Origin of the sequence: Kutzneria buriramensis (genome assembly GCF_003387475.1) — a bacterium.
Taxonomy (GTDB): domain Bacteria; phylum Actinomycetota; class Actinomycetes; order Mycobacteriales; family Pseudonocardiaceae; genus Kutzneria; species Kutzneria buriramensis.
The window spans coordinates 140,970-163,714 of the sequence record NZ_QUNO01000023.1 but is presented as its reverse complement, the minus strand read 5'-3'; the positions used below and the strand labels follow the sequence as shown (position 1 = coordinate 163,714).

General features: G+C 71.4%; 23 protein-coding genes. 8 read left to right on the top strand and 15 right to left on the bottom strand.

The window, feature by feature from the left end:
- Positions 1 to 2: 2 nt before the first annotated feature.
- The 6 genes from pheT to infC form a co-directional block, all read right to left on the bottom strand.
- Positions 3 to 2,477: a phenylalanine--tRNA ligase subunit beta gene (pheT, locus tag BCF44_RS47200; protein ID WP_116181099.1), complete on the bottom strand. Its 2,475-nt coding sequence runs from the start codon at positions 2,475 to 2,477 to the stop codon at positions 3 to 5.
- Positions 2,478 to 2,482: 5 nt separating this feature from the next.
- A complete protein-coding gene (gene pheS, locus BCF44_RS47195; RefSeq protein WP_116181098.1) occupies positions 2,483 to 3,550 on the bottom strand; it encodes a phenylalanine--tRNA ligase subunit alpha in 1,068 nt (355 codons plus the stop codon).
- A 74-nt stretch (positions 3,551 to 3,624) separates the two neighbouring features.
- Positions 3,625 to 4,437: a TrmH family RNA methyltransferase gene (locus BCF44_RS47190; RefSeq protein WP_116181097.1), complete on the bottom strand. Its 813-nt coding sequence runs from the start codon at positions 4,435 to 4,437 to the stop codon at positions 3,625 to 3,627.
- Positions 4,438 to 4,469: 32 nt separating this feature from the next.
- Positions 4,470 to 4,850, bottom strand: coding sequence for a 50S ribosomal protein L20 (gene rplT, locus BCF44_RS47185; protein WP_116181096.1), 381 nt, complete (start codon positions 4,848 to 4,850; stop codon positions 4,470 to 4,472).
- Positions 4,851 to 4,922: 72 nt separating this feature from the next.
- Positions 4,923 to 5,117 (bottom strand): 50S ribosomal protein L35, encoded by a 195-nt coding sequence (gene rpmI / locus BCF44_RS47180; RefSeq protein WP_116181095.1) that lies wholly within the window; start codon positions 5,115 to 5,117, stop codon positions 4,923 to 4,925.
- A 73-nt stretch (positions 5,118 to 5,190) separates the two neighbouring features.
- The gene (gene infC, locus BCF44_RS47175; RefSeq protein ID WP_116181094.1) at positions 5,191 to 5,796 is read right to left on the bottom strand and encodes a translation initiation factor IF-3; all 606 of its coding nucleotides are present in this window, start codon (positions 5,794 to 5,796) and stop codon (positions 5,191 to 5,193) included.
- A 303-nt stretch (positions 5,797 to 6,099) separates the two neighbouring features.
- Between infC and BCF44_RS47170 the strand changes: the two genes are divergently transcribed.
- Positions 6,100 to 6,363 (top strand): DUF1844 domain-containing protein, encoded by a 264-nt coding sequence (locus tag BCF44_RS47170; RefSeq protein WP_484131193.1) that lies wholly within the window; start codon positions 6,100 to 6,102, stop codon positions 6,361 to 6,363.
- Between the two features lie 422 nt (positions 6,364 to 6,785).
- Positions 6,786 to 7,529: an ANTAR domain-containing protein gene (locus BCF44_RS47165; RefSeq protein ID WP_116181092.1), complete on the top strand. Its 744-nt coding sequence runs from the start codon at positions 6,786 to 6,788 to the stop codon at positions 7,527 to 7,529.
- Between the two features lie 20 nt (positions 7,530 to 7,549).
- Here the strand turns inward: BCF44_RS47165 and BCF44_RS47160 are convergent, their stop codons facing one another.
- From BCF44_RS47160 to BCF44_RS47150, 3 genes are read right to left on the bottom strand one after another with little or no spacing between them, the layout of a single operon-like run.
- Positions 7,550 to 8,962, bottom strand: coding sequence for an amidase (locus BCF44_RS47160; protein ID WP_116181091.1), 1,413 nt, complete (start codon positions 8,960 to 8,962; stop codon positions 7,550 to 7,552).
- A 20-nt stretch (positions 8,963 to 8,982) separates the two neighbouring features.
- Positions 8,983 to 10,425 (bottom strand): ABC transporter substrate-binding protein, encoded by a 1,443-nt coding sequence (locus tag BCF44_RS47155; RefSeq protein ID WP_116181090.1) that lies wholly within the window; start codon positions 10,423 to 10,425, stop codon positions 8,983 to 8,985.
- 49 nt (positions 10,426 to 10,474) lie between these two features.
- The gene (locus BCF44_RS47150) at positions 10,475 to 10,813 is read right to left on the bottom strand and encodes an ArsR/SmtB family transcription factor (RefSeq protein ID WP_116181089.1); all 339 of its coding nucleotides are present in this window, start codon (positions 10,811 to 10,813) and stop codon (positions 10,475 to 10,477) included.
- Positions 10,814 to 10,980: 167 nt separating this feature from the next.
- On the opposite strand from BCF44_RS47150, the gene BCF44_RS47145 reads away from it, so the two are divergent.
- Together BCF44_RS47145 and BCF44_RS47140 are read left to right on the top strand one after the other, a co-directional pair.
- A complete protein-coding gene (locus BCF44_RS47145; RefSeq protein ID WP_116181088.1) occupies positions 10,981 to 11,241 on the top strand; it encodes a hypothetical protein in 261 nt (86 codons plus the stop codon).
- Between the two features lie 33 nt (positions 11,242 to 11,274).
- Positions 11,275 to 12,321 (top strand): barstar family protein, encoded by a 1,047-nt coding sequence (locus BCF44_RS47140; RefSeq protein WP_246016225.1) that lies wholly within the window; start codon positions 11,275 to 11,277, stop codon positions 12,319 to 12,321.
- Positions 12,322 to 12,340: 19 nt separating this feature from the next.
- On the opposite strand, the gene BCF44_RS47135 is transcribed toward BCF44_RS47140, so the two are convergent.
- The 3 genes from BCF44_RS47135 to BCF44_RS47125 form a co-directional block, all read right to left on the bottom strand.
- A complete protein-coding gene (locus tag BCF44_RS47135; protein ID WP_116181087.1) occupies positions 12,341 to 12,718 on the bottom strand; it encodes a RidA family protein in 378 nt (125 codons plus the stop codon).
- Complete coding sequence (locus tag BCF44_RS47130) at positions 12,705 to 13,469, bottom strand: IclR family transcriptional regulator (protein ID WP_116181086.1); 765 nt, start codon at positions 13,467 to 13,469, stop codon at positions 12,705 to 12,707. The genes BCF44_RS47135 and BCF44_RS47130 overlap by 14 nt, the downstream gene beginning before the upstream one ends.
- 73 nt (positions 13,470 to 13,542) lie before the next feature.
- Positions 13,543 to 14,508: a sugar kinase gene (locus BCF44_RS47125; RefSeq protein ID WP_116181085.1), complete on the bottom strand. Its 966-nt coding sequence runs from the start codon at positions 14,506 to 14,508 to the stop codon at positions 13,543 to 13,545.
- 122 nt (positions 14,509 to 14,630) lie between these two features.
- Here BCF44_RS47125 and BCF44_RS47120 point away from each other — a divergent pair, with 122 nt between their 5' ends.
- The 3 genes from BCF44_RS47120 to BCF44_RS47110 are packed head-to-tail and all read left to right on the top strand — an operon-like array spanning position 14,631 to position 19,014.
- A complete protein-coding gene (locus tag BCF44_RS47120; RefSeq protein ID WP_379801272.1) occupies positions 14,631 to 16,034 on the top strand; it encodes an amino acid deaminase in 1,404 nt (467 codons plus the stop codon).
- Positions 16,034 to 17,617 carry an N-acyl-D-amino-acid deacylase family protein gene (locus BCF44_RS47115; protein ID WP_116181084.1) on the top strand — a complete coding sequence of 528 codons (1,584 nt, stop codon included), beginning with the start codon at positions 16,034 to 16,036 and terminating at the stop codon, positions 17,615 to 17,617. Before BCF44_RS47120 ends, BCF44_RS47115 begins: the two co-directional genes overlap by 1 nt.
- Positions 17,614 to 19,014 (top strand): GntP family permease, encoded by a 1,401-nt coding sequence (locus BCF44_RS47110; RefSeq protein WP_116181083.1) that lies wholly within the window; start codon positions 17,614 to 17,616, stop codon positions 19,012 to 19,014. Before BCF44_RS47115 ends, BCF44_RS47110 begins: the two co-directional genes overlap by 4 nt.
- On the opposite strand, the gene BCF44_RS47105 is transcribed toward BCF44_RS47110, so the two are convergent.
- Complete coding sequence (locus BCF44_RS47105; RefSeq protein WP_211353566.1) at positions 18,967 to 19,662, bottom strand: dienelactone hydrolase family protein; 696 nt, start codon at positions 19,660 to 19,662, stop codon at positions 18,967 to 18,969. The two genes, BCF44_RS47110 and BCF44_RS47105, sit on opposite strands and share 48 nt — an antisense overlap.
- Positions 19,663 to 19,820: 158 nt before the next feature.
- Here BCF44_RS47105 and BCF44_RS47100 point away from each other — a divergent pair, with 158 nt between their 5' ends.
- Positions 19,821 to 21,422, top strand: coding sequence for an AMP-binding protein (locus tag BCF44_RS47100; protein WP_116181081.1), 1,602 nt, complete (start codon positions 19,821 to 19,823; stop codon positions 21,420 to 21,422).
- Between the two features lie 21 nt (positions 21,423 to 21,443).
- Here BCF44_RS47100 and BCF44_RS47095 read toward each other — a convergent pair whose 3' ends face one another.
- A complete protein-coding gene (locus tag BCF44_RS47095) occupies positions 21,444 to 22,148 on the bottom strand; it encodes an anti-sigma factor family protein (RefSeq protein WP_116181080.1) in 705 nt (234 codons plus the stop codon).
- Positions 22,145 to 22,690 carry a sigma-70 family RNA polymerase sigma factor gene (locus tag BCF44_RS47090; protein WP_379801290.1) on the bottom strand — a complete coding sequence of 182 codons (546 nt, stop codon included), beginning with the start codon at positions 22,688 to 22,690 and terminating at the stop codon, positions 22,145 to 22,147. Before BCF44_RS47090 ends, BCF44_RS47095 begins: the two co-directional genes overlap by 4 nt.
- Between the last annotated feature and the right edge of the window lie 55 nt (positions 22,691 to 22,745).

Genomic DNA, 22,745 nt, shown 5'->3' with positions numbered 1-22,745 from the left:
ACTCAGGCGCGGAGGGTGGCTCCGAGCTCGCCGGCGGAGGCGATGGCGGCGTCGCGGGCGGTGGTGGCTTCCTCGACGGTGAGCGTCCGGTCGGGGGCGCGGAACCGCAGGGCGTAGGCCAGCGACCGCTTGCCCTCGCCGAGCTGCTCGCCGGTGTAGACGTCGAACAGCCGCAGGTCCTCCAGCAGCTCGCCGCCGCCGTTGCGCAGCGCGGAAGCCACGTCGGCGACGGGGACGGCGGCGTCCACGACCAACGCCACATCCAGCAGCACCGGCGGGTACGGCGAGATCACCGGCACGGGCCGGCGGTCGGCCAGCGGCAGCAGGTCCAGGTCGAGCTCCATAGCGCAGGTGCGCTTGGGCAGCCCGAGCTTCTCCACGACGGCGGGGTGCAGCTCACCGGCGTGACCGACGGGCCAGCCGCCGACGCGAAGCTCGGCGCACCGGCCGGGGTGCCACGGGGCGAGGTCGGAGGCGACGACGGTGAGCTCGACGCCCCAGGCGTGCGCGACGGTCCGCGCGGCCTCGACGGCGTCGGCCCACGAGGCCTCGCGCCCCTTGCCCCACCAGCCGGCCTGCTCACGCTGACCGGCGAGCACCACGGCGGCGTGCAGCGGCTGGTTGGGCAGCGAGGCCTCCAGCTTGCCGAGGTCCTCTTCGGACGGCCGCCCGGCGACGGCGACGGAAGGCACCGTCGCCTGCTCGGCCTTGGGCAGGAAGACCTGTCCGATGTGGAACAGCGAGAGGTCCCGCTGGCCACGGGAAACGTTGCGGCGCAACATGTCCAGCATGTTGGGCAGCAGCGTGGTGGCCAGCTCGGGGTGGTCGGCCTCGAGCGGGTTGAGCACCTTCACGGTGGTGCGCCGCACGTCGTCGTCGGCCAGCCCGAAGTCGTCCCAGGTGCTCGACGCGACGAACGGGAACGGCAGCACCTCGGCGTAGCCGGCCTCGGCCAGCGCGCGGGAGGCGGCGCGGCGACGGCGCTGCGACTCGGTCAGGCCGCGTCCGGGCGGCGCGGGCGGCAGCTCGGAGGGAATGGTGTGGTACCCCTCCAGCCGCAGCACCTCCTCGACCAGGTCGGCGGGCTGGGTCAGGTCCGGCCGCCACGGCGGCGGGGTGGCGATGACGAAGGTCCGGCCGTCGTCGCTGGTGGTGACCTCGATGCCGCAGCCGATCTGGCCGAGCCGCCGCGCGGTGACGCCCCGCGCGTAGTGGACGCCGGCGACGCGGTCGGGCATGTCGATGGGCATGGACACCGGGGACGGCAGGATCGGGTTGCCGACGTCGGTGCGGCCGGGGTGGATGCTGCCGTCGCCGAACTCGTCGAGCAGCTTGGCGGCGCGCTCCAGCGCGGCAGCGGCGACCGCCGGGTCGACGGCGCGCTCGAAGCGGCGGGAGGCCTCGCTGGGCAGCTTGTGCCGACGCGCGGTGCGGGCGATTGACGCCGGCTCCCAGTTGGCCGCCTCCAGCAGGATGTCGGTGCTGGTGTCGCCGACCTCGGTGGACGCGCCGCCCATCACTCCGGCCAGCGACACCGGGCCGCTGTCGTCGCAGATGATCATGTCGTCGGTGGACAGCGTGCGCTCGACGTCGTCCAGCGTGCGCAGCTTCTCGCCTTCCTGCGCCCGCCGCACCACCAGCGAGCCCTTCAGCTTGCTGGCGTCGAAGGCGTGCAGCGGCTGGCCGGTCTCCAGCATCACGTAGTTGGTGACGTCGACCGGCAGCGAGATGGACCGGATGCCGGCCAGCATCAGCCGGCGACGCATCCAGAACGGGGTCGGCGCGGTGGTGTCCACGCCGGTCACGCGGCGAGCCACGAAGCGGCGGCAGCCCTCCTCGTCCTGCACGTCCACCGGCCACACGGGCGCGTCGGCGGGCCGCACGTCGGTTCCGACCGGGTCGCCGAACGGCAGGTCGAAGGCGCAGGCCAGGTCCCGGCCGAGGCCGCGGACCGACAGCGCGTAGCCGCGGTCAGGGGTGATGGCCAGCTCCAGCACGGCGTCGTCGAGCTGGAGCACTCCCTTGGCGTCGTCGCCGGGCATCGCGGTGCCGGGCGGCAGCACCAGGATGCCGGTGTGGTCGTCGCCGAGGCCGAGCTCCTTGACGGAGCAGATCATGCCCTGGCTGACCTTGCCGTACGTCTTGCGCTCGGCGATCTGGAAGTCGCCGGGCAGCACCGCGCCCGGCATCGCGACCACCACGAGGTCGCCCTCGACGAAGTTGCGGGCGCCGCAGACGATGCCCTGGATCTGGTCCTCGTCGACCTCGACCCGGCAGTAGCGGATCGGCTTCTTGAACTCGGTGAGCTCCTCGATCTCCACCACCAGGCCGACCACCAGCGGACCGGTGACGGTGCTGAGCCGCTCCACGGCCTCGACCTCGTGGCCGATGCGGATCAGCGCCTCGGCCACGTCCTCGGGCGTGGTCTCCTCGGGCAGCGGCAGGTGCTCCTCGAGCCAGCTGACAGGAATGCGCACGGGACTCAGAACTCCGTTCCGAAGGGCAAGGTGAAGCGGACATCGCCCTCGACCATGTCGCGCATGTCGGGGATGCCGTTGCGGAACTGCAAGGTGCGCTCGAGGCCCATGCCGAACGCGAAGCCCGAGTACACCTCCGGGTCCACGCCGGTGGCGCGCAGCACGTTGGGGTTGACCATGCCGCAGCCGCCCCACTCCACCCAGCCGGCCCCGCCCTTCTTCTGCGGGAACCACACGTCCACCTCGGCGGACGGCTCGGTGAACGGGAAGAAGGAGGGCCGGAGGCGAGTCTTGGAGTCGGCGCCGAACATGGCCCGGGCGAACGCGTCGAGCGTGCCCTTGAGGTGGGCCATGGTGATGCCCTTGTCCACGACCAGGCCTTCGACCTGGTGGAACACCGGGGTGTGGGTGGCGTCCAGCGCGTCGGTCCGGTACGTGCGGCCGGGGCACACCACGTACACCGGGAGCTCACGGTCCAGCAGCGACCGGATCTGCACCGGGGAGGTGTGGGTGCGCAGCACCAGGCCGGAGTTCTCCGGCGCGATGTAGAAGGTGTCCTGCATGGTGCGGGCCGGGTGGTCCTTGCCGAAGTTCAACGCGTCGAAGTTGAACCACTCGGTCTCCAGCTCCGGACCCTCGGCGATCTCGTAGCCCATGCCCACGAACACGTCGCCGATGCGCTCGGACAGCGTGGTCAGCGGGTGCCGGGCGCCGGCGGCGATCCGGTCCCACGGCAGCGAGACGTCCACCTTCTCGGTGGCCAGCACCTGCTCGGCCCGCGCCGCCTCCAGCTCGGCCTTGCGCGCGTCGAAGGCGGCCTTGATCTCGGCCTGCGCCTCGTTCACCCGCTTGCCGGCCTCCGACCGGGCGGCCGGCGGCAGCGCGCCGATCTCCCGCCGAGCGGTCAGCAGCGGCGACCGGTCGCCCAGGTGCGCGGGGCGCGCGGCGGCCAGCTGGTCGAGGTCGGCGGCCTCGGCGAACGCCTCGTGCGCCTGCTCGACCGCGGCCTTCAGCGTCTCCGGCGCGAGTGCCGCGACCTGCTTGGGGTCGAAGGGATCGTTGACTCCGGACATGGTCGCCTGACAACTCCTGGGGCTTCATGCGGGTGGTGAACAGACCGATCCTAGAGGGTCGGACTGAAACGATTTCACGCGGAGCGCTGCACCCGGGCCGAGGTGTAGAGACAGATGGCCGCGGCGGTGGCGAGGTTAAGGCTTTCCGCCTGTCCGTGGATCGGCACCCGCAGCGCGGTGTCGGTCGCGGCCAGCACGTCGTCGGGCAGGCCGTGCGCCTCGCTGCCGAACACCCACGCGGTCGGCGCGGTCAGCTCGCCGGCCCGTTCGGCCTGGTCCAGGTTCTGCTCGGCATAGCCGTCGGCCGCGACGAGACGCAGTCCGGCGGCGCGACAGGCCGCGAAGACCGCGTTCGTGTCACGCGAGCGGGCCACCGGCAGGTGGAACAGGCTGCCCGTGGAGGCCCGCACGCACTTGCCGTTGTGCGGGTCGACGGTGTCGCCGGCCAGCAGCACGGCGTCCGCGCCGGCGGCGTCGGCCACCCGCAGCACCGTGCCGGCGTTGCCCGGGTCGGAGACCCCGACCAGGACGGCGACCAGCAAGGGAGCGGCCTTCAGGGCGTCGGCGAGCGGCTGGTCGACGAGGTCGCAGACGGCGACGAGGCCTTGCGGTGACACGGTCTCGGACAACCCGTCGGCGGCCTTGTCGGTCACCTCGCTCACCGCAATGCCCTGGTCGACGGCCCGGTCGAGCAGCTCGGCGTTGCGCTGCGCGGCGATCGCCGTGGCGAACAGCTCGTGCACGCGGCCGTGGCCGGCGTCCGCCCAGGCCAGCGCCTCGCGGACGGCCTGCGCCCCCTCGGCGAGGAAGCGGCGGTCCCGGTCGCGACCGGCCCGCCGGGTCAGCTGGCGGGCCGCGGCGACCCGGGGAGTGCGCTCGGTGAACACCCCGGCCCCGGGTCGCGTCGTCGACGGCTTGCTCAGCCCTGGCTCACCGGGGTCTGGGCCGGCACGTTCTTGCGGGCCAGCTCGACCAGCGCGGCGAAGGCGTCAGCGTCGTTGACCGCGAGCTCGGCCAGGATCTTGCGGTCCACCTCGACACCCGCGACCTTGAGGCCCTGGATGAAGCGGTTGTAGGTCATGCCGTTCAGGCGCGCGGCCGCGTTGATACGCGTGATCCACAGCTGCCGGAAGTCACCCTTGCGGGCGCGACGGTCCCGGTAGGCGTAGTTGAGCGAGTGGAGCACCTGCTCCTTCGCCTTGCGGTACAGCCGGGAGCGCTGGCCGCGGTAGCCGCTGGCGAGCTCCAGGGTCGTGCGGCGCTTCTTCTGGGCGTTGACCGCCCGCTTGACGCGTGCCACTGGTTCATCCTGTCAATCTCAAGGGGGTGTTCGGGGCACCCCGGGGGTCTTCGTAGGGCTACAGCGCTCGCGTCAGAGGCCGAGCATCTTCTTCATGCGCGGGACGTCGCTCTTGGCGACCTCCTTGGCGCCGGCGTAGCGGCGGGTCAGCTTGCTGGACTTCTTCTCCAGCAGGTGGCGCTTGCCGGTGCCCTCCCGCATGAGCTTGCCCTTGCCGGTCACCTTCACGCGCTTGGAGATGCCGCTGTGCGTCTTGTTCTTGGGCATTGTCGTCCTCGTTGTCGTACCGCCGCCCGGAGTGGGCGGCGGTGCGTCGTCGTACCTCGGGGGTTCCCGGGTATCACTCCTGCTCGGAGCCGGTCTCCGGGGCGGTGGCCTTGATAGGCCGGGTCTTGCTGCTCTTGTGCGGGGCCAACACCATGATCATGTTGCGCCCGTCCTGCTTGGCGCTGGACTCGACGAAGCCCAGCTCGTTCACGTCCTCGGCGAGCCGCTGGAGCAGCCGGAAGCCGAGCTCCGGCCGGGACTGCTCGCGGCCGCGGAACATGATGGTGACCTTGACCTTGTGGCCGTGCTCGAGGAAGCGAACCACGTGGTTCTTCTTCGTCTCGTAGTCGTGCGGGTCGATCTTCGGCCGGAGCTTCTGCTCCTTGATCACCGTGAGCTGCTGGTTGCGCCGCGACTCGCGGGCCTTCTGCGCGCTCTCGTACTTGTACTTGCCGTAGTCCATGAGCTTGCAGACCGGCGGGCGGGCCTGCGGTGCGACCTCGACGAGGTCCAGATCCGCTTCCTGGGCGAGCCGGAGCGCGTCCTCGATGCGGACGATGCCCACCTGTTCGCCGTTCGGTCCGACGAGCCGGACCTCGGGCACCCGGATGCGCTCGTTGATGCGGGCCTCGGGAGCGGAGGTGGGGCCACCACGGTCTCGACTAGAGGGAGCTGTCATGCACGTCCTTCACTTGCCTTCGTGCGCCAGGAACAGCAACGGCCCCACATGTCCGTGACATGCGGGGCCCGCTTCCTTCCGATCGCCCGGCGCGCCGCGTCGAGCTGCTCCAGCCTGGGCTGGAGGACCGGACCCGGCTGCCTGCTGGCGGCTCGGGTGGGAGCGGGGCTCCACTTGCCGCCCCCGCACATACGGGGGCTGGTCGCACGTGCAAGGGTAGCAGACGTGACGGAACTGCCCGAAATCGACGTGCGGGAGCTGGCCGCCGTGCCCAGCGTGGAGATCATCAGCCGGGCGGCGGTGATGCTGCTCTCGGCCGCCGCCGAGCGGCTCGGCCTGGCCGACACCGAGCCCGAGTCCAGCCCGCACCGCGACCTGGACGAGGCCCGCCGGCTGATCACCGCGCTCGCCGGACTGATCACCGCGTCCGCGGAGTACCTCGGCCCGCACGCGGCCCCGCTGCGCGACGGCCTCCAGGCGGTGCAGCGCGCGTTCCGCGAGGGCTCCGCCGTGCCGGACGAGCCGGGGCAGGGTCCCGGCGAGAAGTACACGGGCCCGGTGTACTGAGCCACTCCGGCGCCTTTCATTCATCGCGCGGCGCCACGTCGAATCGGGCGTGATCGAAGCGCACGCCCTCTGCTCGCACCACGAGAGGCATGCGCGAACTGCGGTTACCAGCCGAACGGCGGTAATTCTCGGTTCACGCGTCGATTCCTCCACGCGAGGCGGAACGCGGAAAATCCTCGAATGACATCCGCGTCGACCGCGGCAACCAGCCGAGCCGGTCACCGTGCGCACACAGAAAAGGTGACGCCCATCTCCCTCATTTGAGGTACAAACACCCTGCGCTATTCGGGTCAGCGCACTGCTCGCCACATCCCGCCAAACGGGTGGACATCTGTCCGGGTCATTACATTCGGCTGCCGCTGTAGGGCCATCCAGGGTAAACAAATACTGGGCGATACGGAGCAGGATGGAAGGACCCAGTCATGCCGCCAGCGGTATCCGACACCCGCGACCACGTCCACGCCCGAAGGCTGGCCCAGTTCACCGAGGCCCTGGCCCGCGCCCGATCCATCGGTCACTTCACACGCCTGCTCACGGACCTGTCCCGCCACCTGCTGGACATCCCGGCGGCCGGGGTTCTGCTCTACGACCGCGCCGGCGTGCCGGCCGTCGACGGATCACCCGAGGACAAACGGTTCGCGGCGCTGTTCGCCCTCCAGGCCAAATCCGGGCCGACACAGGAGTGCTACCACGCCGGCCAGTCGGTGGTGCTCACCCACGCGTGCGCGGTCCGGGACGACTGGCTCGACCTGGCCGCCGCGATGACCGACTCCGGCGTGACCGCCATCGAGGCCATACCGCTGCGCACCTACAGCACGTCCACCCGAGGGGAGACCATCGGTGCGCTGACGCTGTTCTGCGAGGCCCAGACCACATCGGCGCACCGGCGGCTCCGGCACGTGGTGCAGGGACTGGCCAACATCGGCCTGACGACCGTCACCTTGCGCCAGGACGCGAGCCTGTCGGTGGAGTTCGCCGAGAGACTCAGGGACAAGGTGCGCCGGAACACGGAGATCGAACAGGCCAAGGGAATGGTCGCCGGGCGGCTCCGCATCGGCATCGACCAGGCGTCGAGGCTGCTGACGGCGGTCTCCGAGGAGCACGACCTGCCCCTGCACCAGCTCGCACACGACGTGCTGACCGGACGGACCGATCTCTGCGGCTGACCGGTCGGGCATGGCGATGCTCACAGCGGTGGGCGGCGGAGGTGCCAGGGGGTCACGGACTGGTAGGCGGCGGCCGCCCCGGTCAGCAGGGCCTCGCCGTGGGCGGGGCCGACGAGCTGGGCGCCGATGGGCATGCCGGCGTCGGTGGCGCCGGCGGGGAAGGCGATGGCCGGCAGGCCGGTGAGGCTGGCCGGGAACATGAACGGGGTCAGTACGGGGATCAGCGGCACGCCGTCCACCGAGTCGGTGCCGTGCGGCAGGTCGGGGACCGGTGACGACGGCATCAGCAGCAGGTCGACGGCGCCCAGCACCTCGGTGACCTGCTGGATGAGCCGCCGCCGGACCCGTTGGGCCATCACGTAGTCGGCGGCGTCGGCGTCCTGACCGGCCTCCAGGAACGCCTGGACGTCGTGGCTGAAGGGCTCGCCGTCGACGTGCGGGCGGTAGATCTCGGCGGCCTCCCGGAAGATCATCACCGACGACGCCGCGCCGAAGGCGCCGGGATCGGGCAGGCGCACCGGCACGATGCCGGCGCCGAGATCGGCGAGCACGTCGGCGACGCCGTCCATGGCGGACACCACCTCCGGCCGGGCGGCGGCCAGGAACGAGTCGTCGGGAACGCCGACGCGGAGCCCGGCGGCGGACGGCAGGCGGCCGAGCGTCAGCAGCGGGTCGCCGATCGAGCTGCCGCTCAGCACCTTGAGCAGCAGGTACGCGTCGCGGGCGTCCCGGGCCATCGGGCCGACGACGTCGTGCGACCACGACAGCGGCCGTACGCCGTCGATGGGCACGAGGCCGAAGGTGGGCTTGATGGCGGTGGTCCCGCAGAACGACGACGGCAGCCGCAGCGAGCCGCCGGTGTCGGTGCCGAGCGCGGCGGGAACGAAGCCGGCGGCGAGCGCGGCGGCGGAACCGCCGGACGAGCCGGAGGTCATCTTCGACGGATCCCAGGGATTGCGCGATTGCGGCGTGGAGACGCCGAAGGCGATCTCGTGGGTGTGGGTCTTGCCCAGCACGATGCCGCCGGCGCTTTTCACGGCGGACACGACCGGAGCGTCGGCCGCCGCCGGCTCCGTGAAGACAGTGGTGCCGGCGGCGGTCACCGTGCCGGCGATGTCGATGAGGTCCTTCACGCCGACGGGAACGCCGTGCAGAACGTGCACCGGGCGGCCAGTCAGGGACGCCGCCTGCGAACGGGCGTCCTCCGACACGGAGACGAAGGCACCGACGGCGGGTTCCGCCGCCTCGATCCGCGCCAGGCAGGACTCCACCAGCTCCAACGGCGTCAGCGCGCCGTCGTGGATGGCGCAGGCGGCGTCGACCAGGCCCAGCTGCCACGGCTCCGCGGCGTCCGGCACGACGTCGACCGCGCGGACGGCGTCAACCGCCGCGGTGATGAACGGTTGGGCCCATTCCCGGCGCGAACGGCTCATACCGATGATCAAACTGGGTGTCAGTCGATCCCGGCAAGCCCCTGCTCGGCCTTGATCCGAAAGCCGCCGGCCACGGCCTCGGCCAGGTACAGCGGCTGCCGCAGCCGGCCGGTCGGGGTCACCGTGACCTCGCCGCGCGGGCCGCTGAAGCTGACCCCCGACAGCGCCCCGACCAACGACGTCGGCTCGATGGTGCCGGCCTTGCGGCCGGCGCGGGCGTACAGGTGGATGCCCTCGTAGACGGACTCGGTGACGCTGGAGACCGGCGGCGCGGACGACCCGTAGGCGGCGTGGTAACGGCTCAGGAATTCCTGGTTCTCCGGCGTCGGCAGGTCCATGAAGTAGCCGAGCACCGACCACATGCCCTCGGCCGCCTCGTCGCCGATGTGGTCCCGGGTGGCCTCGTCGAGCAGCGCCCCGAAGCTGCGGACCTGCCGGCGCAGGCCGGCCGCGTGCAGCTGGCGTTCGAACGCGGCGGCGTCCCCGCCGACCAGGCTGTTGACGACCAGTTCGGCGCCGGTGTCCTCGATCGACTCCAGCACCTCGTCGAAGTCGGTGGTGCTCAGCGGGACGTAGCGCTCACCGAGCAGCCGGCCGCCCTGTGCCTCGACGGTCCCGCGCGCGCAGGCACCGACCGCCCGCGGCCAGACGTAGTCGTTGCCGATCACGTACCAGCCCTTGCCGCCGTGCTCGCGCATCATCGCCGGCACCGCCTGGCCCAGCTGCTCCCCCGGCACCTCGCCCCAGCGGAACAACCTCGCCGCCGGCTTCCCGCCCTCGTTGACCGGCGTGTAGAAGTACGGCAGCCCGACCCGCCGCGCGTACGGGCGGACGGCGTCCAGGGTCGCCGAGGTGTGCACGGCGATCACCATGTCGACGTGGTGGCGCAGGTGCAGGCGCTTGAGCTCGGCGAGGCCGGTGGCCGGGGTGGTGGCGTCGTCGGCGACGATCAGCCGCAGCGGCACGCCGTTCACGCCGTCGTCGGCGTTGATCTCGTCCACTGCCAGCCGCGCGCAGTTCTCCACCGCCGGCCCGAAGACGCCGGCGCTGCCGCTGTAGCTGGTGAGCAGCCCGATCCGGACGACGTCCTCGTCGGGGTCGTCGGCCAGGTCGCCGCCGAGCAGCCGGGCCAGCGGCGCGATGCTGCCGTCCTCGACGGACGTCACGAGGCGGACGCGGGTGCCGGCGCCGTCCGGCTCGAAGTCGATGATCACCCGCCCGCGCCACGGGCTCTCGTGCCGGAGCACGATCCGCTGGCCGGGCAGCACGCGGTGGACGCGGGCGAGGCCGGCGAGCGGCATGCCGCCGATGGGGAAGGCGACCCGGACGGCGTCGCCGACGCGCAGGTCGTCGGTGCGGGCGTCGAAGGTCCAGTCGGCCCAGCGGCCGCCGCCGAACATGGCGTAGGCGTTCTCCCGGGCGGCGGGCACTGTCACCTCGGCGGTGAACAGGACGTCGGCCATGCGGGCTCCCCGGGAAGCGGGCCAGGTCGCGCGAGCGTACCGGCGTTGATCATCCGCCGGTCAGCCGGATCCGTTGCTCCACTCGATGGTGTGGTTGGTGACGGTGCGTGTGCACCAACCGGGCCAGCACGTCCGCCGCCTCCTGCACGGGACGGGTGCGCAGGGAGTACAGCCGGAACCGCCCCTGGCGGCGTTCCTGCACCAGGCCGGCCTGACGGAGGATGCGCAGGTGCGTGGACACGGCGGTGCGGCCGATGTGGTGGAACGCCGCGGCGATCTCGGACGCCGTCAACTCGCTGTGTTCGGACAGCAGCCGCAGCACCGCCCGCCGGCTCGGGTCGGCCAGTGCCCCGAAGGTGGCCGACTCGGTGTCCCTGGAATCGTGCACGCGCCCTCCCGGTGATCCCGACACAAGGCCTTACGGCTGGATCCCGGCGGGAGTTCATCGGTGACGGTACGGCCAAGATTCGCCGAAAGCCTTGCTGGAAAGCGCTTACCGCCTACAATGTAGACGGTAACGCCGCTTCCGAGTCCGCCGCCAGGGAAGGGAACGCGATGCCCGAGATCTTCATGGCGCGCCTGCGCCCGGAGTTCGCGCGGGGCGAGCGGGAACGGTGCTGCCACCTGTTCCCGGTGCCCTTGGCCGGCTCCATGCCCAAGATGCTGCACGCCTACTGCGGCCAGACGATCGCGCCCGGCCAGGCCGAGCTGCTGGACAAGCCACGGGGCATGCCGTGCGTGACCTGCATCCTGCTGTCCCCCGCGGACAGCCACGCGCAGCCGGTGACCGGAGTGGACCTGCTGGGGATCGCGTAACGACGGGGGCGGCCCGGTCGATCTCACGAAGCTGTGCCCGAGATCGACAACGGGGGAACCACCGTGCGCTGGCAGCTGATCGACGAGGACGACGTGGTGTGGGGGCAGTGCGCCGACGTCGAGGGACTGTTCGTGGACCCGGAACCGCCGCTCCGGGAACGGTTCACGCTGGTGGACTGCGAGCCGGTGGGTGAGCTGGCGGCGGCCCTGGCCGACGGCCGGCCGACGATGATGGACCACATCGCCGGCTACACCGGCGACTGGCCGCTGCGCTGGCTGCTGAACGACGTCCTGGTGATCGGCGCCGATCCGGTTGTCGTCGAGGGCGTGCTGGACCCCGAGGGCGATCCGGACAGTCCGTCCGGTTACCGCCTGGACGGCCGGCACGGACCGCTGGGTACCTGCCGGGAACTGGCGGGGCTGGATCGGGACCGTCCGGAACCGGCGCTGCCGCCGCTGCGGCTGCTCGGCTGCGAGCCGCGCAACCCGCTGGAGTCGATCGCGCCCGGCGACGTCGGCGGCATGTTCCTCGCGCCGCTGGGCCGCAACGGCTGGTTCTTCCACCTCCGGATCGCCGAGGTGGAACCGTCCACGCTCGGCGACGGCCTGGTCGACCTCACGGTCGGCGAACGCGCGTTCTGGTCCGACCGGCCGCCGCGCGCCGCGATACCCGTCTGGGACATGTGGTTCGCGGGCGGACCCGACACCACGAACCTGTGGGCGCCGCTCGACACGGCGACCAGAACGGAGTGGGTGGCTGCGGCTTGCCAGATGCGGCAGCCGGGCCACGACCGCGAGCCCGGCCGGACCTATCACCTCGACGGTCGGTACGTGACCGACGAACCGGGCTTCCACTGCGCGCTGGGCGAGGCGATCAACGGGCCCGGCGGGTATTTCGGACGGTGCTGGAACGGGGTCCGCGACTGCCTCGGCGGCAACTTCGGCGCGCAGACGCCGTTCACGCTGATCTGGCACGACTCCGCAGTGGCGCGCCGCTTTCTGACGCTGCGCGATCCGAAAGGATTCGACGAGTGGGCGGGGTTGTTGCGCGACAACCGGGTCACGGTCGAGCTGGCGTGACCCGGTTGCCGCAGCAGCCTCAGTCCAGGACGGCCAGCGCGTCGATCTCCACCAGCAGGCCGGCCGGCAGGCCGACGTAGACGGTGGTGCGGGCCGGGTACGGCTCCTTCATGAACTCGCCGTAAGCCTCGTTCATCTCGCCGAAGTGCGCGGTGTCGGTGAGGTACACCCGCAGCATGATCACGTCGTCCAGGCTCGCGCCGGCGGCGGCCAGCACGGCGTTGACGTTGGTCAGCGCCTGGCGGGTCTGCTCCGCTACGGTCGTGCCGACGATGTTGCTGTCGGCGTCGAACGCGACCTGCCCGGCGACCTGAAGCACGTTGCCCTTGCGGACGCCCTGCGAGAACTTGGCCACCGGGGTGGGCGCCTCGGACGTCCTGATCTCAACCTTGGCCACCGGCCATCCTTTCGTCACCAGTCCAGCCGCACTCGGTCGAGGCGGCGGCCGCGGTCGCCTGCAACCGCGGCACGAGGGCGATCAGCCCGTCGTAGTCGAGGAAAACCTTGGGCACGGACAGCGACACCGCCGCGATCACCTCGCCGCGCTGCCCCCGGATGGGCGCGGCGATGCAGTGGATGAAGTCCTCGTGCTCGGAGTTGTCGACGGCGAAACCCCGCTGCCGCACCAGCGCCAGCTCCGCGAGATACCCCTCGGGGGTAGTGATGGTGTTGGCGGTGAGCCGCGGGTACTCCATGCGCGCGGCGATCTCCCTCGCCTCGGGGCGCTCGGCCAGCAGCACCTTGGCCACGGCGGTGCAGTGCAGCGGCGCGCGGCGGCCGATCCGGGAGTACATCCGCACGGGATGGGTGCTGTCGTACTTGTCGATATAGACGACCTCGCCGTCCTCGTAGCTGGCGAGGTGCACGGTGTGGCCGGTCTCCAGGTTGAGCTCGCGCAGCGCGTTCTCGGCGGCCCGCCGCACGTCGAGATCGTCGAGGGCCTTGTTCGCCAGGTCGAACAGGGCCGTGCCGAGCCGGTAGTGCCGCACGCCCTCGCGCTGCACGAACCGGTGCTCCTCCAGGGTTCGCAGCAGTCGCAGCACGGTCGACTTGTGCACGTCGACAACGGCGGCGAGTTCGTCGAGGGTCTTGCGGCCGTCGGACATCGCGCGCAGCAGCGTCAGCCCGCGGTCGAGGCTCTGACTCACAGACCCTCCTCGCTAGCGCTCGGAGCGTCTGCGGCCAAGGACACAGTGCTCGATGGTTCGCTCGCAAGCTCGCTCACGGGAGGATCACTCCCCTACCTGTCACGTAGGTCCCGGTCCAGGTGGCCTCGTCGGCGTCGAGCAGCTTGGCGACGACGTCCTCGGGCAGCGGCTCGCCCAGGTCCTCGGCGGTGAGCAGCACGCCGGCGGCGGTCAGGTGGCCGCGCCGCAGCCGCCGCAGCACCGACTCGCCGTTCAGGTCGGCGGCCAGGAAGCCGGCGGCGAAGGCGTCGCCGGCGCCGACCGGTTCGACGACGTCGACCTTGAGCGCGGACTCGAAGACCGGCTGCTCGCCGGTGAGCAGGGTGGCGCCGCGGGGGCCGTGCTTGACCACGATCTCCGCCGGCCTCGGCAGCAGGGCCCGGATCTCCGCCGGGTCCTCGACGCCCCAGACGGCCTGCGCCTCGTCGTCCCCGACGAACACGATGTCGGCGGCGTCGGCGAGCTCCCGCAGCACGCCCTTGTCCAGGTCGGTCCACAGCTTGGGGCGCCAGTTGACGTCGAAGGAGACCCGGATCGGCAGCGCCAGCACGGCCCACAGCAGGTCGAGACAGCTCGGCGACAGGGCGGCGGTGATGCCGCTGATGTGCACCAGTGCGGTCTTCGAGGTGTCGAGGGACGCCAGTAACTCGGGGCCCATCCCGGACGCCGCCGAGCCGCGGCGGTAGTACCGGACGGGGCTGCCGTCGGCGCTGACCTCCTTGACGTACAGGCCGGTCGGCCGCTCCGGGTCGGTCCGCACGTCGGAGACGTCCACGCCGACGCCGGCGATGCGGTCGCGCACCGCCAGACCCAGCGCGTCGTCGCCCAGCGCGCTCACCCAGCGGGCGTGGAAGCCGTAGCGCGCGAGGTGACTGGCCACGTTGGACTCAGCGCCGCCGACGCTGAGCGTCCACGCGCGCGCCTCGTGCACCGGACCCGCCTGCGCCGGCACGAACAACGCCATGGACTCACCGAGGCAGACGACCTCTTGGCGCTCCATCGGCACCCCTTCCCGGAGTTGCTGGTTCGTTGACGGCGGCTGTCCGGAATGCTACACACCACGGAATCACATTGCGCAACTACCGTTGCATAATTTGCAACGCCGGGGAGCGGGGTGCAGCAGTGAGCTCGATCAACCGGGAAGCGGTCGCCGCGCTGCGGGCCGAGACGATCGACTGGCGGTTCAAGGGCATGCCGGCCTGGGCGTACGGCTCGACGGTCGGCGACCTGAGCGCGTCCGGGCTCGACCTGTTCGAGGGCGGCTTCGTCGGCCCGCTGGTGGTGCTGGACGAGCCGGCGCTGGCGCACAACATCCGCGTGATGTCCGACTGGTGCGCCTCGGTCGGGCTGGCGCTGGCCCCGCACGGCAAGACCACCATGGCGCCGCAGCTGTTCCAACGGCAGTTCGAGGCCGGCGCTTGGGGCCTGACCACGGCGAACATCAGCCAGCTGCGGGTGTACAGGGCGTTCGGCGTGTCCCGGATCCTGATGGCCAACGAGCTGGTGGACCCGTTCGCGCTGCGCTGGCTGTCCAACGAGCTGGCCACGGATCCCTCGTTCGAGTTCACCTGCTGGGTGGATTCCGTGGACGGCGTCGCGCGCATGACCGAGGCGCTGGAGCGCGGTGCCGCGCCGGTGTCTGGACCGCGGGCTGATTTCGACCGCATCAGTCCAGCGGTCGAAATCAGCCAAGGGAAGACACCGGATCAGAGCGGCATCGCCCGGCGCGGGACGCGCCGAGAAGGCACTGTGGACGTCATCCTCGAACTCGGCGGGCCGGACGGGCGGACCGGCGTGCGGTCGCTGGAGGACGCCGTCGAGATCGCCGAGGCGGTGCGCAAGAGTCCGGTGCTGCGGCTGGTCGGGGCCGGCGGCTACGAGGGCGCGCTGGCGCACGGCACCGAGGACGAGGAACTCGCCAAGATCGACACGTACATGTCCCGGCTGCGCGAGCTGATCACGCGACTGGCCGGCGACGGGCATTTCGACGGCGTGGCCCAGGTGATCGCCACCGCGGGCGGCAGCGCCTACTTCGACCAGGTCGCCGAGGGGCTCGCCGGGCCGTGGCCGGACGGGCTGCCGGTACTGGGCGTGCTGCGCAGCGGCTCGTACCTGATCCACGACGACGGCCTGTACCGGCGGATGTCGCCGTTCTCCCGCAAGCACCGGCTGCCCGGCGGCGAGCCGTTCCAACCGGCGATGCACGCATGGTCGCAGGTGACCTCGCACCCCGAGGAGGGCCTGGCGCTGCTCACCATGGGTAGGCGAGACGTGTCGTACGACCAAGAACTGCCGGAGCCGCAACAGGTTCGCCACCTCGACGGGTCCATTGAGGACCTTCGCGGGGCGTCGGTGAGCGCGTTGAACGACCAGCACGCGTACCTGCGGCTCGGTGCGCAGCAGGTCGAGGTCGGCGAGTGGGTCCGGAGCGGGCTCTCGCACCCGTGCACGGTGTTCGACAAGTGGCAGCTGCTGCCGGTGGTCGACGGCACGCGGGTCGTCGACCTGGTCAGGACGTTCTTCTGATGGACATCGTGTTCCGTGGGGCGACCGTCGTCGACGGGACCGGCTCACCGGGGCGGGTCGCGGATGTCGGTGTCACACAAGGCCGAATCGCCCAAATCGGCAGCGGTCTGACCGGCGGGCGGATGATCGACGCCGCCGGCCTGGTGCTGTGCCCCGGGTTCATCGACATGCACTCGCACTCGGACCTCCAGGTGCTGGCCAGGCCCGACCACCTCGCCAAGGTGTCACAGGGTGTGACGTGCGAGGTTCTGGGCCAGGACGGACTTTCCTACGCACCGGTCGACGACGAGGTGCTGGCCACGCTGCGCGGGCAGCTGGCCGGCTGGAACGACGACCCGCCGGGATTCGACTGGAACTGGCGCTCTGTCGGCGAGTACCTGGACCGGCTCGACCAGGGCATCGCCGTGAACGCGGCCTACCTGGTGCCGCAGGGAACCGTGCGAATGCTGCACGTGGGCTGGGACGACCGGCCGGCGACGGAGTCCGAGATGGACGCCATGAAGTCCACTCTGGACACCGCGTTGTCGGAGGGTGCGTTCGGGCTGTCGTCGGGGTTGACGTATACCCCCGGAATGTATGCCGACACGTCGGAACTGGTCGAGCTGTGCCGGGTCGTCGGCGCGCGCGGCGGCTACTACAGCCCACACCACCGCAGCTACGGCGCCGGCGCGCTGGAGGCGTACGCGGAGATGGTCGACGTGTCGCGGCGCTCCGGCTGCCCGCTGCACCTGGCCCACGCCACCATGAACTTCCCGGTCAACGAGGGGCGGGCCGGGGATCTGCTGACGCTGCTGGACGAGGCGATCGAGGCCGGCGCGGACATCACCCTGGACACGTATCCGTACCTGCCGGGCGCGACCTACCTGTCGGCGCTGCTGCCGAGCTGGGTGAGCGCGGGCGGGCCGGACGCCGCCGTGGCACGATTGTCCGATGTGGACACCCGGGAGCGGATCCGGGCCGAGATGGAGGAGACCGGCTCGGACGGCAACCACGGCGTGCCGGTCGACTGGCGGTCGATCGAGATCAACGGCGTGCGGCGGGAGCACAACGCCGGCCTCGTCGGCCGGTCGGTGGCGGAATCCGCTGCGGCACAAGGGGTTCGGCCCGCCGAGCTGTACTTCGACGTGCTGGTCGACGAGCGGCTGGGCACCTCGTGCCTGATGCACGTGGGGCACGAGGACAACGTGCGCGCGATCATGCGGCACCGCACGCACACCGGCGGCAGCGACGGCCTGCTGGTGGGCGACCGGCCGCATCCGAGGGCGTGGGGCACCTTCCCGCGCTACCTCGGGCATTACGTGCGTGAGCTGGGGGTACTGGGGTTGGAGGAGTGTGTGGCGCACCTGACCGGACGTCCGGCGCGCCGCCTGGGGTTGACCGACCGGGGCCTGGTCCGCGAGGGGTACGCGGCCGACCTCGTGCTGTTCGACCCCGAGACAGTCGCCGACACGGCCACCTTCGACGAGCCGCGGCAGCGCGCCCTGGGCCTGCCGTACGTGCTGGTCAACGGGGTGCCCGTGATCGACGACGACCGGCCCACCGGCGCCGCGCCCGGGGGTTCCCTGCGGAGAGGAAACCGATGAACTGGCTGCAACATTCGACGGGCGGGCTGCTGCTGCTCGCCGCCGTCGGCATCGCCGTGCTGCTGTTGTTGATCATCCGGTTCAAGACCGAGCCGTTCATCGCGCTCGTGGTCGCCGGCCTGCTGGTGGCGCTGGGCGCCGGGCTGCCGGTGTCCACCATCGTCGGATCCGCCCAGTCCAGCTCGAAATCCCTGCTGGAGACCGGATTCGGCGGCATTCTCGGGCACATCTCGCTGATCATCGGCCTGGGCACGCTGCTCGGCTCCATCCTGGAGGCCTCCGGCGGCGCGCAGGTGCTCACCGCCGGCCTGCTGCGGGCGTTCGGCGAGAAGCGGGCGCCGCTGGCGATGGGCCTGTCCGGTCTCATCTTCGGCATCCCGGTGTTCTTCGACATCGGCATCTTCGTGCTGGCACCGCTGGTGTACGTGGCGGCCAAGCGCGGCGGCAAGTCCATCGTGCTGTACGCCCTGCCGCTGCTGGCCGGCCTGTCCATCACGCACGCGTTCCTGCCGCCGCACCCCGGCCCGGTGGCCATCGCCGGCCTGCTGCACATCGACCTCGGCTGGATGATCCTGATGGGCCTGGCCTGCGGCCTGCCCGCCTGGTTCGTCGGCGGCATCCTGTACTCCACCTGGATCGGCAAGCGCATCAACCTGCCGGTGCCCGAGGAGATGCTGGCCGCCGCGCAGAAGGCGGCCGAGGAGAGCGGCGCAGGCGAGCGCAAGCCGCCGTCGCTCGCCCTGGTCGGCACGATCATCGGCATCCCGCTGGTGCTGATCCTGTGCGGCACCTTCGGCAGCATCCTGCTGCCCAAGGACTCGGTGGCGCTGAACGTCTTCGCCTTCCTCGGCACGCCCGGCATCGCCCTGACCATCGCCGTGCTGCTGGCGTTCTGGCTGCTCGGCTACCGGCGCGGCATGAGCAAGCAGCAGGCCGGCCAACTGTCGGCCGCGTCGCTGCGGCCGGTGGCGATGATCCTGTTGGTGGTCGGCGCCGGCGGCTTCTTCGGGGCCGTGCTCGCCGCCACCGGCATCGGCACCGCGCTGTCCGGCTCGCTGCGCGCCGCCGGCCTGCCGGTGATCGTGCTCGTGTACGTGATCAGCTGCGGCCTGCGGCTGGCCCAGGGCTCGGCGACGGTCGCGATCGTGACCACCGGCGGCATCATCGCGCCGCTGCTGCCGGACCTGCACTACTCGCAGCCGCACACCGCGTTGATCGCCATGTCCATCGCCGCCGGCTCGATCATCGCCTCGCACGTCAACGACGGCGGGTTCTGGATCGTGTCGCGGTACTTCGGCATCCCCGTCAAGGAAACCCTGGCCAGCTGGACGGTGTTGGAAACGGTGCTGTCAGTGGTCGGCTTCGGCATGGCGGCCCTGCTGAGCGTGTTCGTCTAGGAATCTCGCCACCCTTCGCCACGCATCCGCCGATTCCTCCTCGAATCCGTCGATGCTGGCGTCGAAGAAGCCGTGCGGCGCGCCGGGGTAGGTCACGATCTCGTGCTCCACCCCGGCGTCCGCCAGGGCCCGGTCGAAGCCGTCCACGAGTTCCGGCGGAATGCCCTCGTCGGCGCCGCCGAAGATCGCCAGGATCGGCGCGGTGAAGGTGTGTGCCAACTGGGTCGGGCCGGGCGCGTCCCGGATCGGCTGCACGGCGCCGTAGAAGCCGATCGCCCCGGACAGGCCGAATCGGGCCGCGGCCGTCTGGAATGCGAATCGGCCGCCGAGGCAGAATCCGAGGGACACCACATTGTCGCCGAGCCGGGCGATGGCCGCCTCGAAATCGGCGAAGAGCGTGTCGCGGCGCAATTCCGCGAGACGCCGCATGAGCGGAGCGTCGGCGTCCGACCGCGCGAAGTAATCGATGACGATGGACGGGTGGCCGCGTTCGGCGAGCCTGGTCGCCAGCTGTTCGTAGAACTCCCGCAGGCCCAGATTGTCGGGCAGCAGCAGCACCGCGGGGCCGCTACGCTCGGCCGGGACCACGTGGAAGGCCCGGACCGCCGCGCCGTCCGCGGAGCGCAGCGGCTCGCGCGAGACGGTCACGGGATTTCCCGAGAGTTCGGAGAGGGGAGGCGCGGCATGGGGTTCGTAACACACGACAGAATGCTAGAGCACCTTTTATTCAGTGTAGCAGAATGGAATTTCTTTCGCGACCGCTGTTCGGCTGAACCGTATCGTCGCCGATCGCGTTGCAGTTTCATATGAGCGGCCTCCACGACGCTGCGGTGCTGGCCCGGGCCGGCATGATCAGCCCCGCGCACCTGCTCCGCAGCCGGAAGGCGCTGTCCGACGTGCGGCACTGGGGGCCGGTGGTGGGCGCGGCCAAGCTCGCCGCCCGCCGGCGTCCGGATGACGTCGGCATCGTCGACGACCGCGGCGAGGTCACCTTCGGCGAGCTGGAGCGGCGGACCACCGCGCTGGCGAAGTCCTTGCGGGCCAAGGAGATCGGCCCCAAGAGCGTGGTCGCCGTGCTGTGCCGGGACCACCGCGGCCCGATCGAGACGATGCTGGCCTGCGGAAAGCTGGGCGCCACCACCATCCTGCTCGGCACCGGCCTGGCCGCGCCGCAGGTGGCCGCGCTGGTCCGCCGCGAGCACGTCGACGTCCTCGTGCACGACCAGGAGTTCGGGGCGGAGCTGGCGGAGCTGGCCCCCGCGGTGCGGCGGTTCGTGGCGTGGCGGGACGAGCCCGGCGCGGGCGTGCCGACGCTGGACGAGCTCGTCGCCGACGCGCCCAAGGGCCGGCTGCGGCGGCCGCCGGACGTGTCCAAAGTGGTCCTGCTGACCAGCGGCACCACCGGCACGCCCAAGGCCGCGCCGCGCAAGATCCGGTCCGGGCTGGCCGCCGCCGACTTCCTCGACCGGATTCCGTTGCGCGCCGGCGAGTCCACCTTCATCGCCGCGCCGATCTTCCACGGCATCGGCTTCCTGCACGTGGTGCTGGCGCTCGGGCTCGGCTCGACCATGGTGGTGCGGCGGCGGTTCGACGCCCGGCAGACCATGGCCGCCGTCGACCGCTACGGGTGCAGCACGCTCGTGGTCGTGCCGACGATGTTGCAGCGGATCATGGAACTCGGCGAGCGCGAGCTCTCCGGCTACGACCTGGCCAAGCTCCAGGTGCTGTTCTGCTCCGGCTCCGCGCTCGCGCCGGCACTGGCGACGCTGACCATGGACCGGCTCGGCGACGTGCTCTACAACTTCTACGGCACCACCGAGGTCGCCGTCGCCACCGTCGCCACGCCCGCCGACCTGCGCGCCGCGCCCGGCACCGTCGGGCACAGCCCGCACAACTGCACGGTCCGGCTGTACGACGTCGACAACGTCGAGATCACCGGCGCCGGCAAGGTCGGCCGCATCCTGGTCGGCAGCTCGCTGCGCTCGGCCGGGCGCAGCGCCCGCGACGAGATCGACGGGCTCGTCGACACCGGCGACCTCGGGCACTTCGACTCCGCCGGCCGCCTGTTCATCGACGGCCGCGAGGACGACATGATCATCTCCGGCGGGGAGAACGTGTTCCCCGGCGAGGTCGAGCACCTGCTCATGACCCACTACCAGGTGCGCGACGCCGCCGTCGTCGGCGTGCCCGACCACCAGTTCGGGCAGCGGCTGCGGGCCTACGTCGTGCCCACCCCCGGCGCCGAGCTGGACCCGTCCGAGCTGCGCGAGTTCGTGCGGGTCAGCCTGGCCCGGCACAAGGTGCCGCGGGACGTGGTGCTCGTGCCGCACCTGCCCCGCACCGCCACCGGCAAGGTCATCCGCGCCGGCCTGGAGGCCGCGAACGGGCCGTTCCCGCGCTCCGAGTAGGGAACGGCCCGTCCCGAACGGCTACACCGGGGCGTTGACCAGGACCTTGCCCTGGTCGTTGACCACCGACACGGACGCCACGTCGTTGATGGACATCAGCGCGGAGCCGTCGAGGGTGATGCCCTTGTCGGCCTGCGCCGGGTTGCTCGACACCAGCCAGCCGCCGAACTGCTCCTGCTGGCCGGACCTGGAGTTGACCACCAGCTTGCAGCGCTGCCCCGGCGCGATGTTGCTGGCCTGCACCTGGAGCTTGATCCAGCCGTTGGCCGGCATCACCGTCGCCGCCAGCCGCGCCCCGGTCTGCGGGTCGACGGTGGCCGCGTGCTTGGTCCCCGACGGCAGCGGGCTCGCGGTCGGCGCGGCGACGCTGCCGGTGGGGGCGCTCTGGTGACCGACGAGCACGCCGGCGCCGACGCTCAACGCCACCACGGCGACCAGGCCGGCGGCGGCCAGCGAGCCGCCCCACACCCGCTGCCGTGACGAGATGGTCCGGACCTCGCGCAGCGTGCGCTGCAACAGCAGGTCGCCGCCCTCCGGCGGGCCGTCGAGGAACGCCTCCGGCGGCACCTCGCCGAGCTCGTCGTGCAGCAGCCGCAGCTCGTCCAGCTCGCGGCGGCACTCCGGGCAGCTCTCCAGGTGCGCCTCGGTGCTGGCGATCTCCTCGGGCTCGAGCAGGCCGAGAACGTACGCGCCGACGAGCGCCTTGTCGTGCTCGGGAGCGGTCATCGGGTCACCTCCGTCGGCTGCTCGGCCATCGCCGTGCGCAGGGCTTTCAACGCGTAGTGCGATCTGGATTTCACGGTGCCCGGCGGCAGGCCCAGTGTGGAGGCCGCCTCCGTCACCGACTTACCACGGTAGTAGATCTCGACCAGGACGTCTCTGTGCTCGGCCGAAAGGGTGTTCAGCGCGGACAGCACCGCCATCGAGTCGACGACCGACTGCGCGTGGTCGCGCTGGATCGGCGGCGCGGTCGGGGTCTCGGCGACCTCGGTCGGCCGGACCGCGCGGGCCCGCGCCCGGTCGGTGACGATGTTGCGGGCCACCGTCAGCAGCCAGCCCCGCACCGAGCCCTTGTTGTTGACCATGTCGTCGGCGTGCTTCCACGCCCGCACCAGGGTCTCCTGGACGACGTCCTCGGCAGCGGCCCGGTCGCCGGTCAGTCGCGTCGCGTAAGCGAGCAGACTCCGTCCGTGTTCCTCGTACAGGGATCGGATCAGCGCCTCGTCGCCGGCTTGCCTCCCTCCCCTGCGCGACCAGCGTTCTGCGATCCCCACCCGCGTACCTCCACGTTGCTGCGGTCGATTCGCGGTATTGGGTATCAGA

Coding starts and splice junctions, on each gene's coding strand:
- infC (WP_116181094.1), bottom strand. CDS start 5,796: ATGACAGCTCCCTCTAGTCGAGACCGTGGTGGCCCCACCTCCGCTCCC.
- BCF44_RS47115 (WP_116181084.1), top strand. CDS start 16,034: ATGGACATCGTGTTCCGTGGGGCGACCGTCGTCGACGGGACCGGCTCA.
- rpmI (WP_116181095.1), bottom strand. CDS start 5,117: ATGCCCAAGAACAAGACGCACAGCGGCATCTCCAAGCGCGTGAAGGTG.
- BCF44_RS47170 (WP_484131193.1), top strand. CDS start 6,100: ATGCTGCTCTCGGCCGCCGCCGAGCGGCTCGGCCTGGCCGACACCGAG.
- BCF44_RS47110 (WP_116181083.1), top strand. CDS start 17,614: ATGAACTGGCTGCAACATTCGACGGGCGGGCTGCTGCTGCTCGCCGCC.
- BCF44_RS47145 (WP_116181088.1), top strand. CDS start 10,981: ATGCCCGAGATCTTCATGGCGCGCCTGCGCCCGGAGTTCGCGCGGGGC.
- BCF44_RS47100 (WP_116181081.1), top strand. CDS start 19,821: ATGAGCGGCCTCCACGACGCTGCGGTGCTGGCCCGGGCCGGCATGATC.
- BCF44_RS47165 (WP_116181092.1), top strand. CDS start 6,786: ATGCCGCCAGCGGTATCCGACACCCGCGACCACGTCCACGCCCGAAGG.
- BCF44_RS47125 (WP_116181085.1), bottom strand. CDS start 14,508: ATGGAGCGCCAAGAGGTCGTCTGCCTCGGTGAGTCCATGGCGTTGTTC.
- BCF44_RS47160 (WP_116181091.1), bottom strand. CDS start 8,962: ATGAGCCGTTCGCGCCGGGAATGGGCCCAACCGTTCATCACCGCGGCG.
- pheS (WP_116181098.1), bottom strand. CDS start 3,550: ATGTCCGGAGTCAACGATCCCTTCGACCCCAAGCAGGTCGCGGCACTC.
- BCF44_RS47155 (WP_116181090.1), bottom strand. CDS start 10,425: ATGGCCGACGTCCTGTTCACCGCCGAGGTGACAGTGCCCGCCGCCCGG.
- BCF44_RS47095 (WP_116181080.1), bottom strand. CDS start 22,148: ATGACCGCTCCCGAGCACGACAAGGCGCTCGTCGGCGCGTACGTTCTC.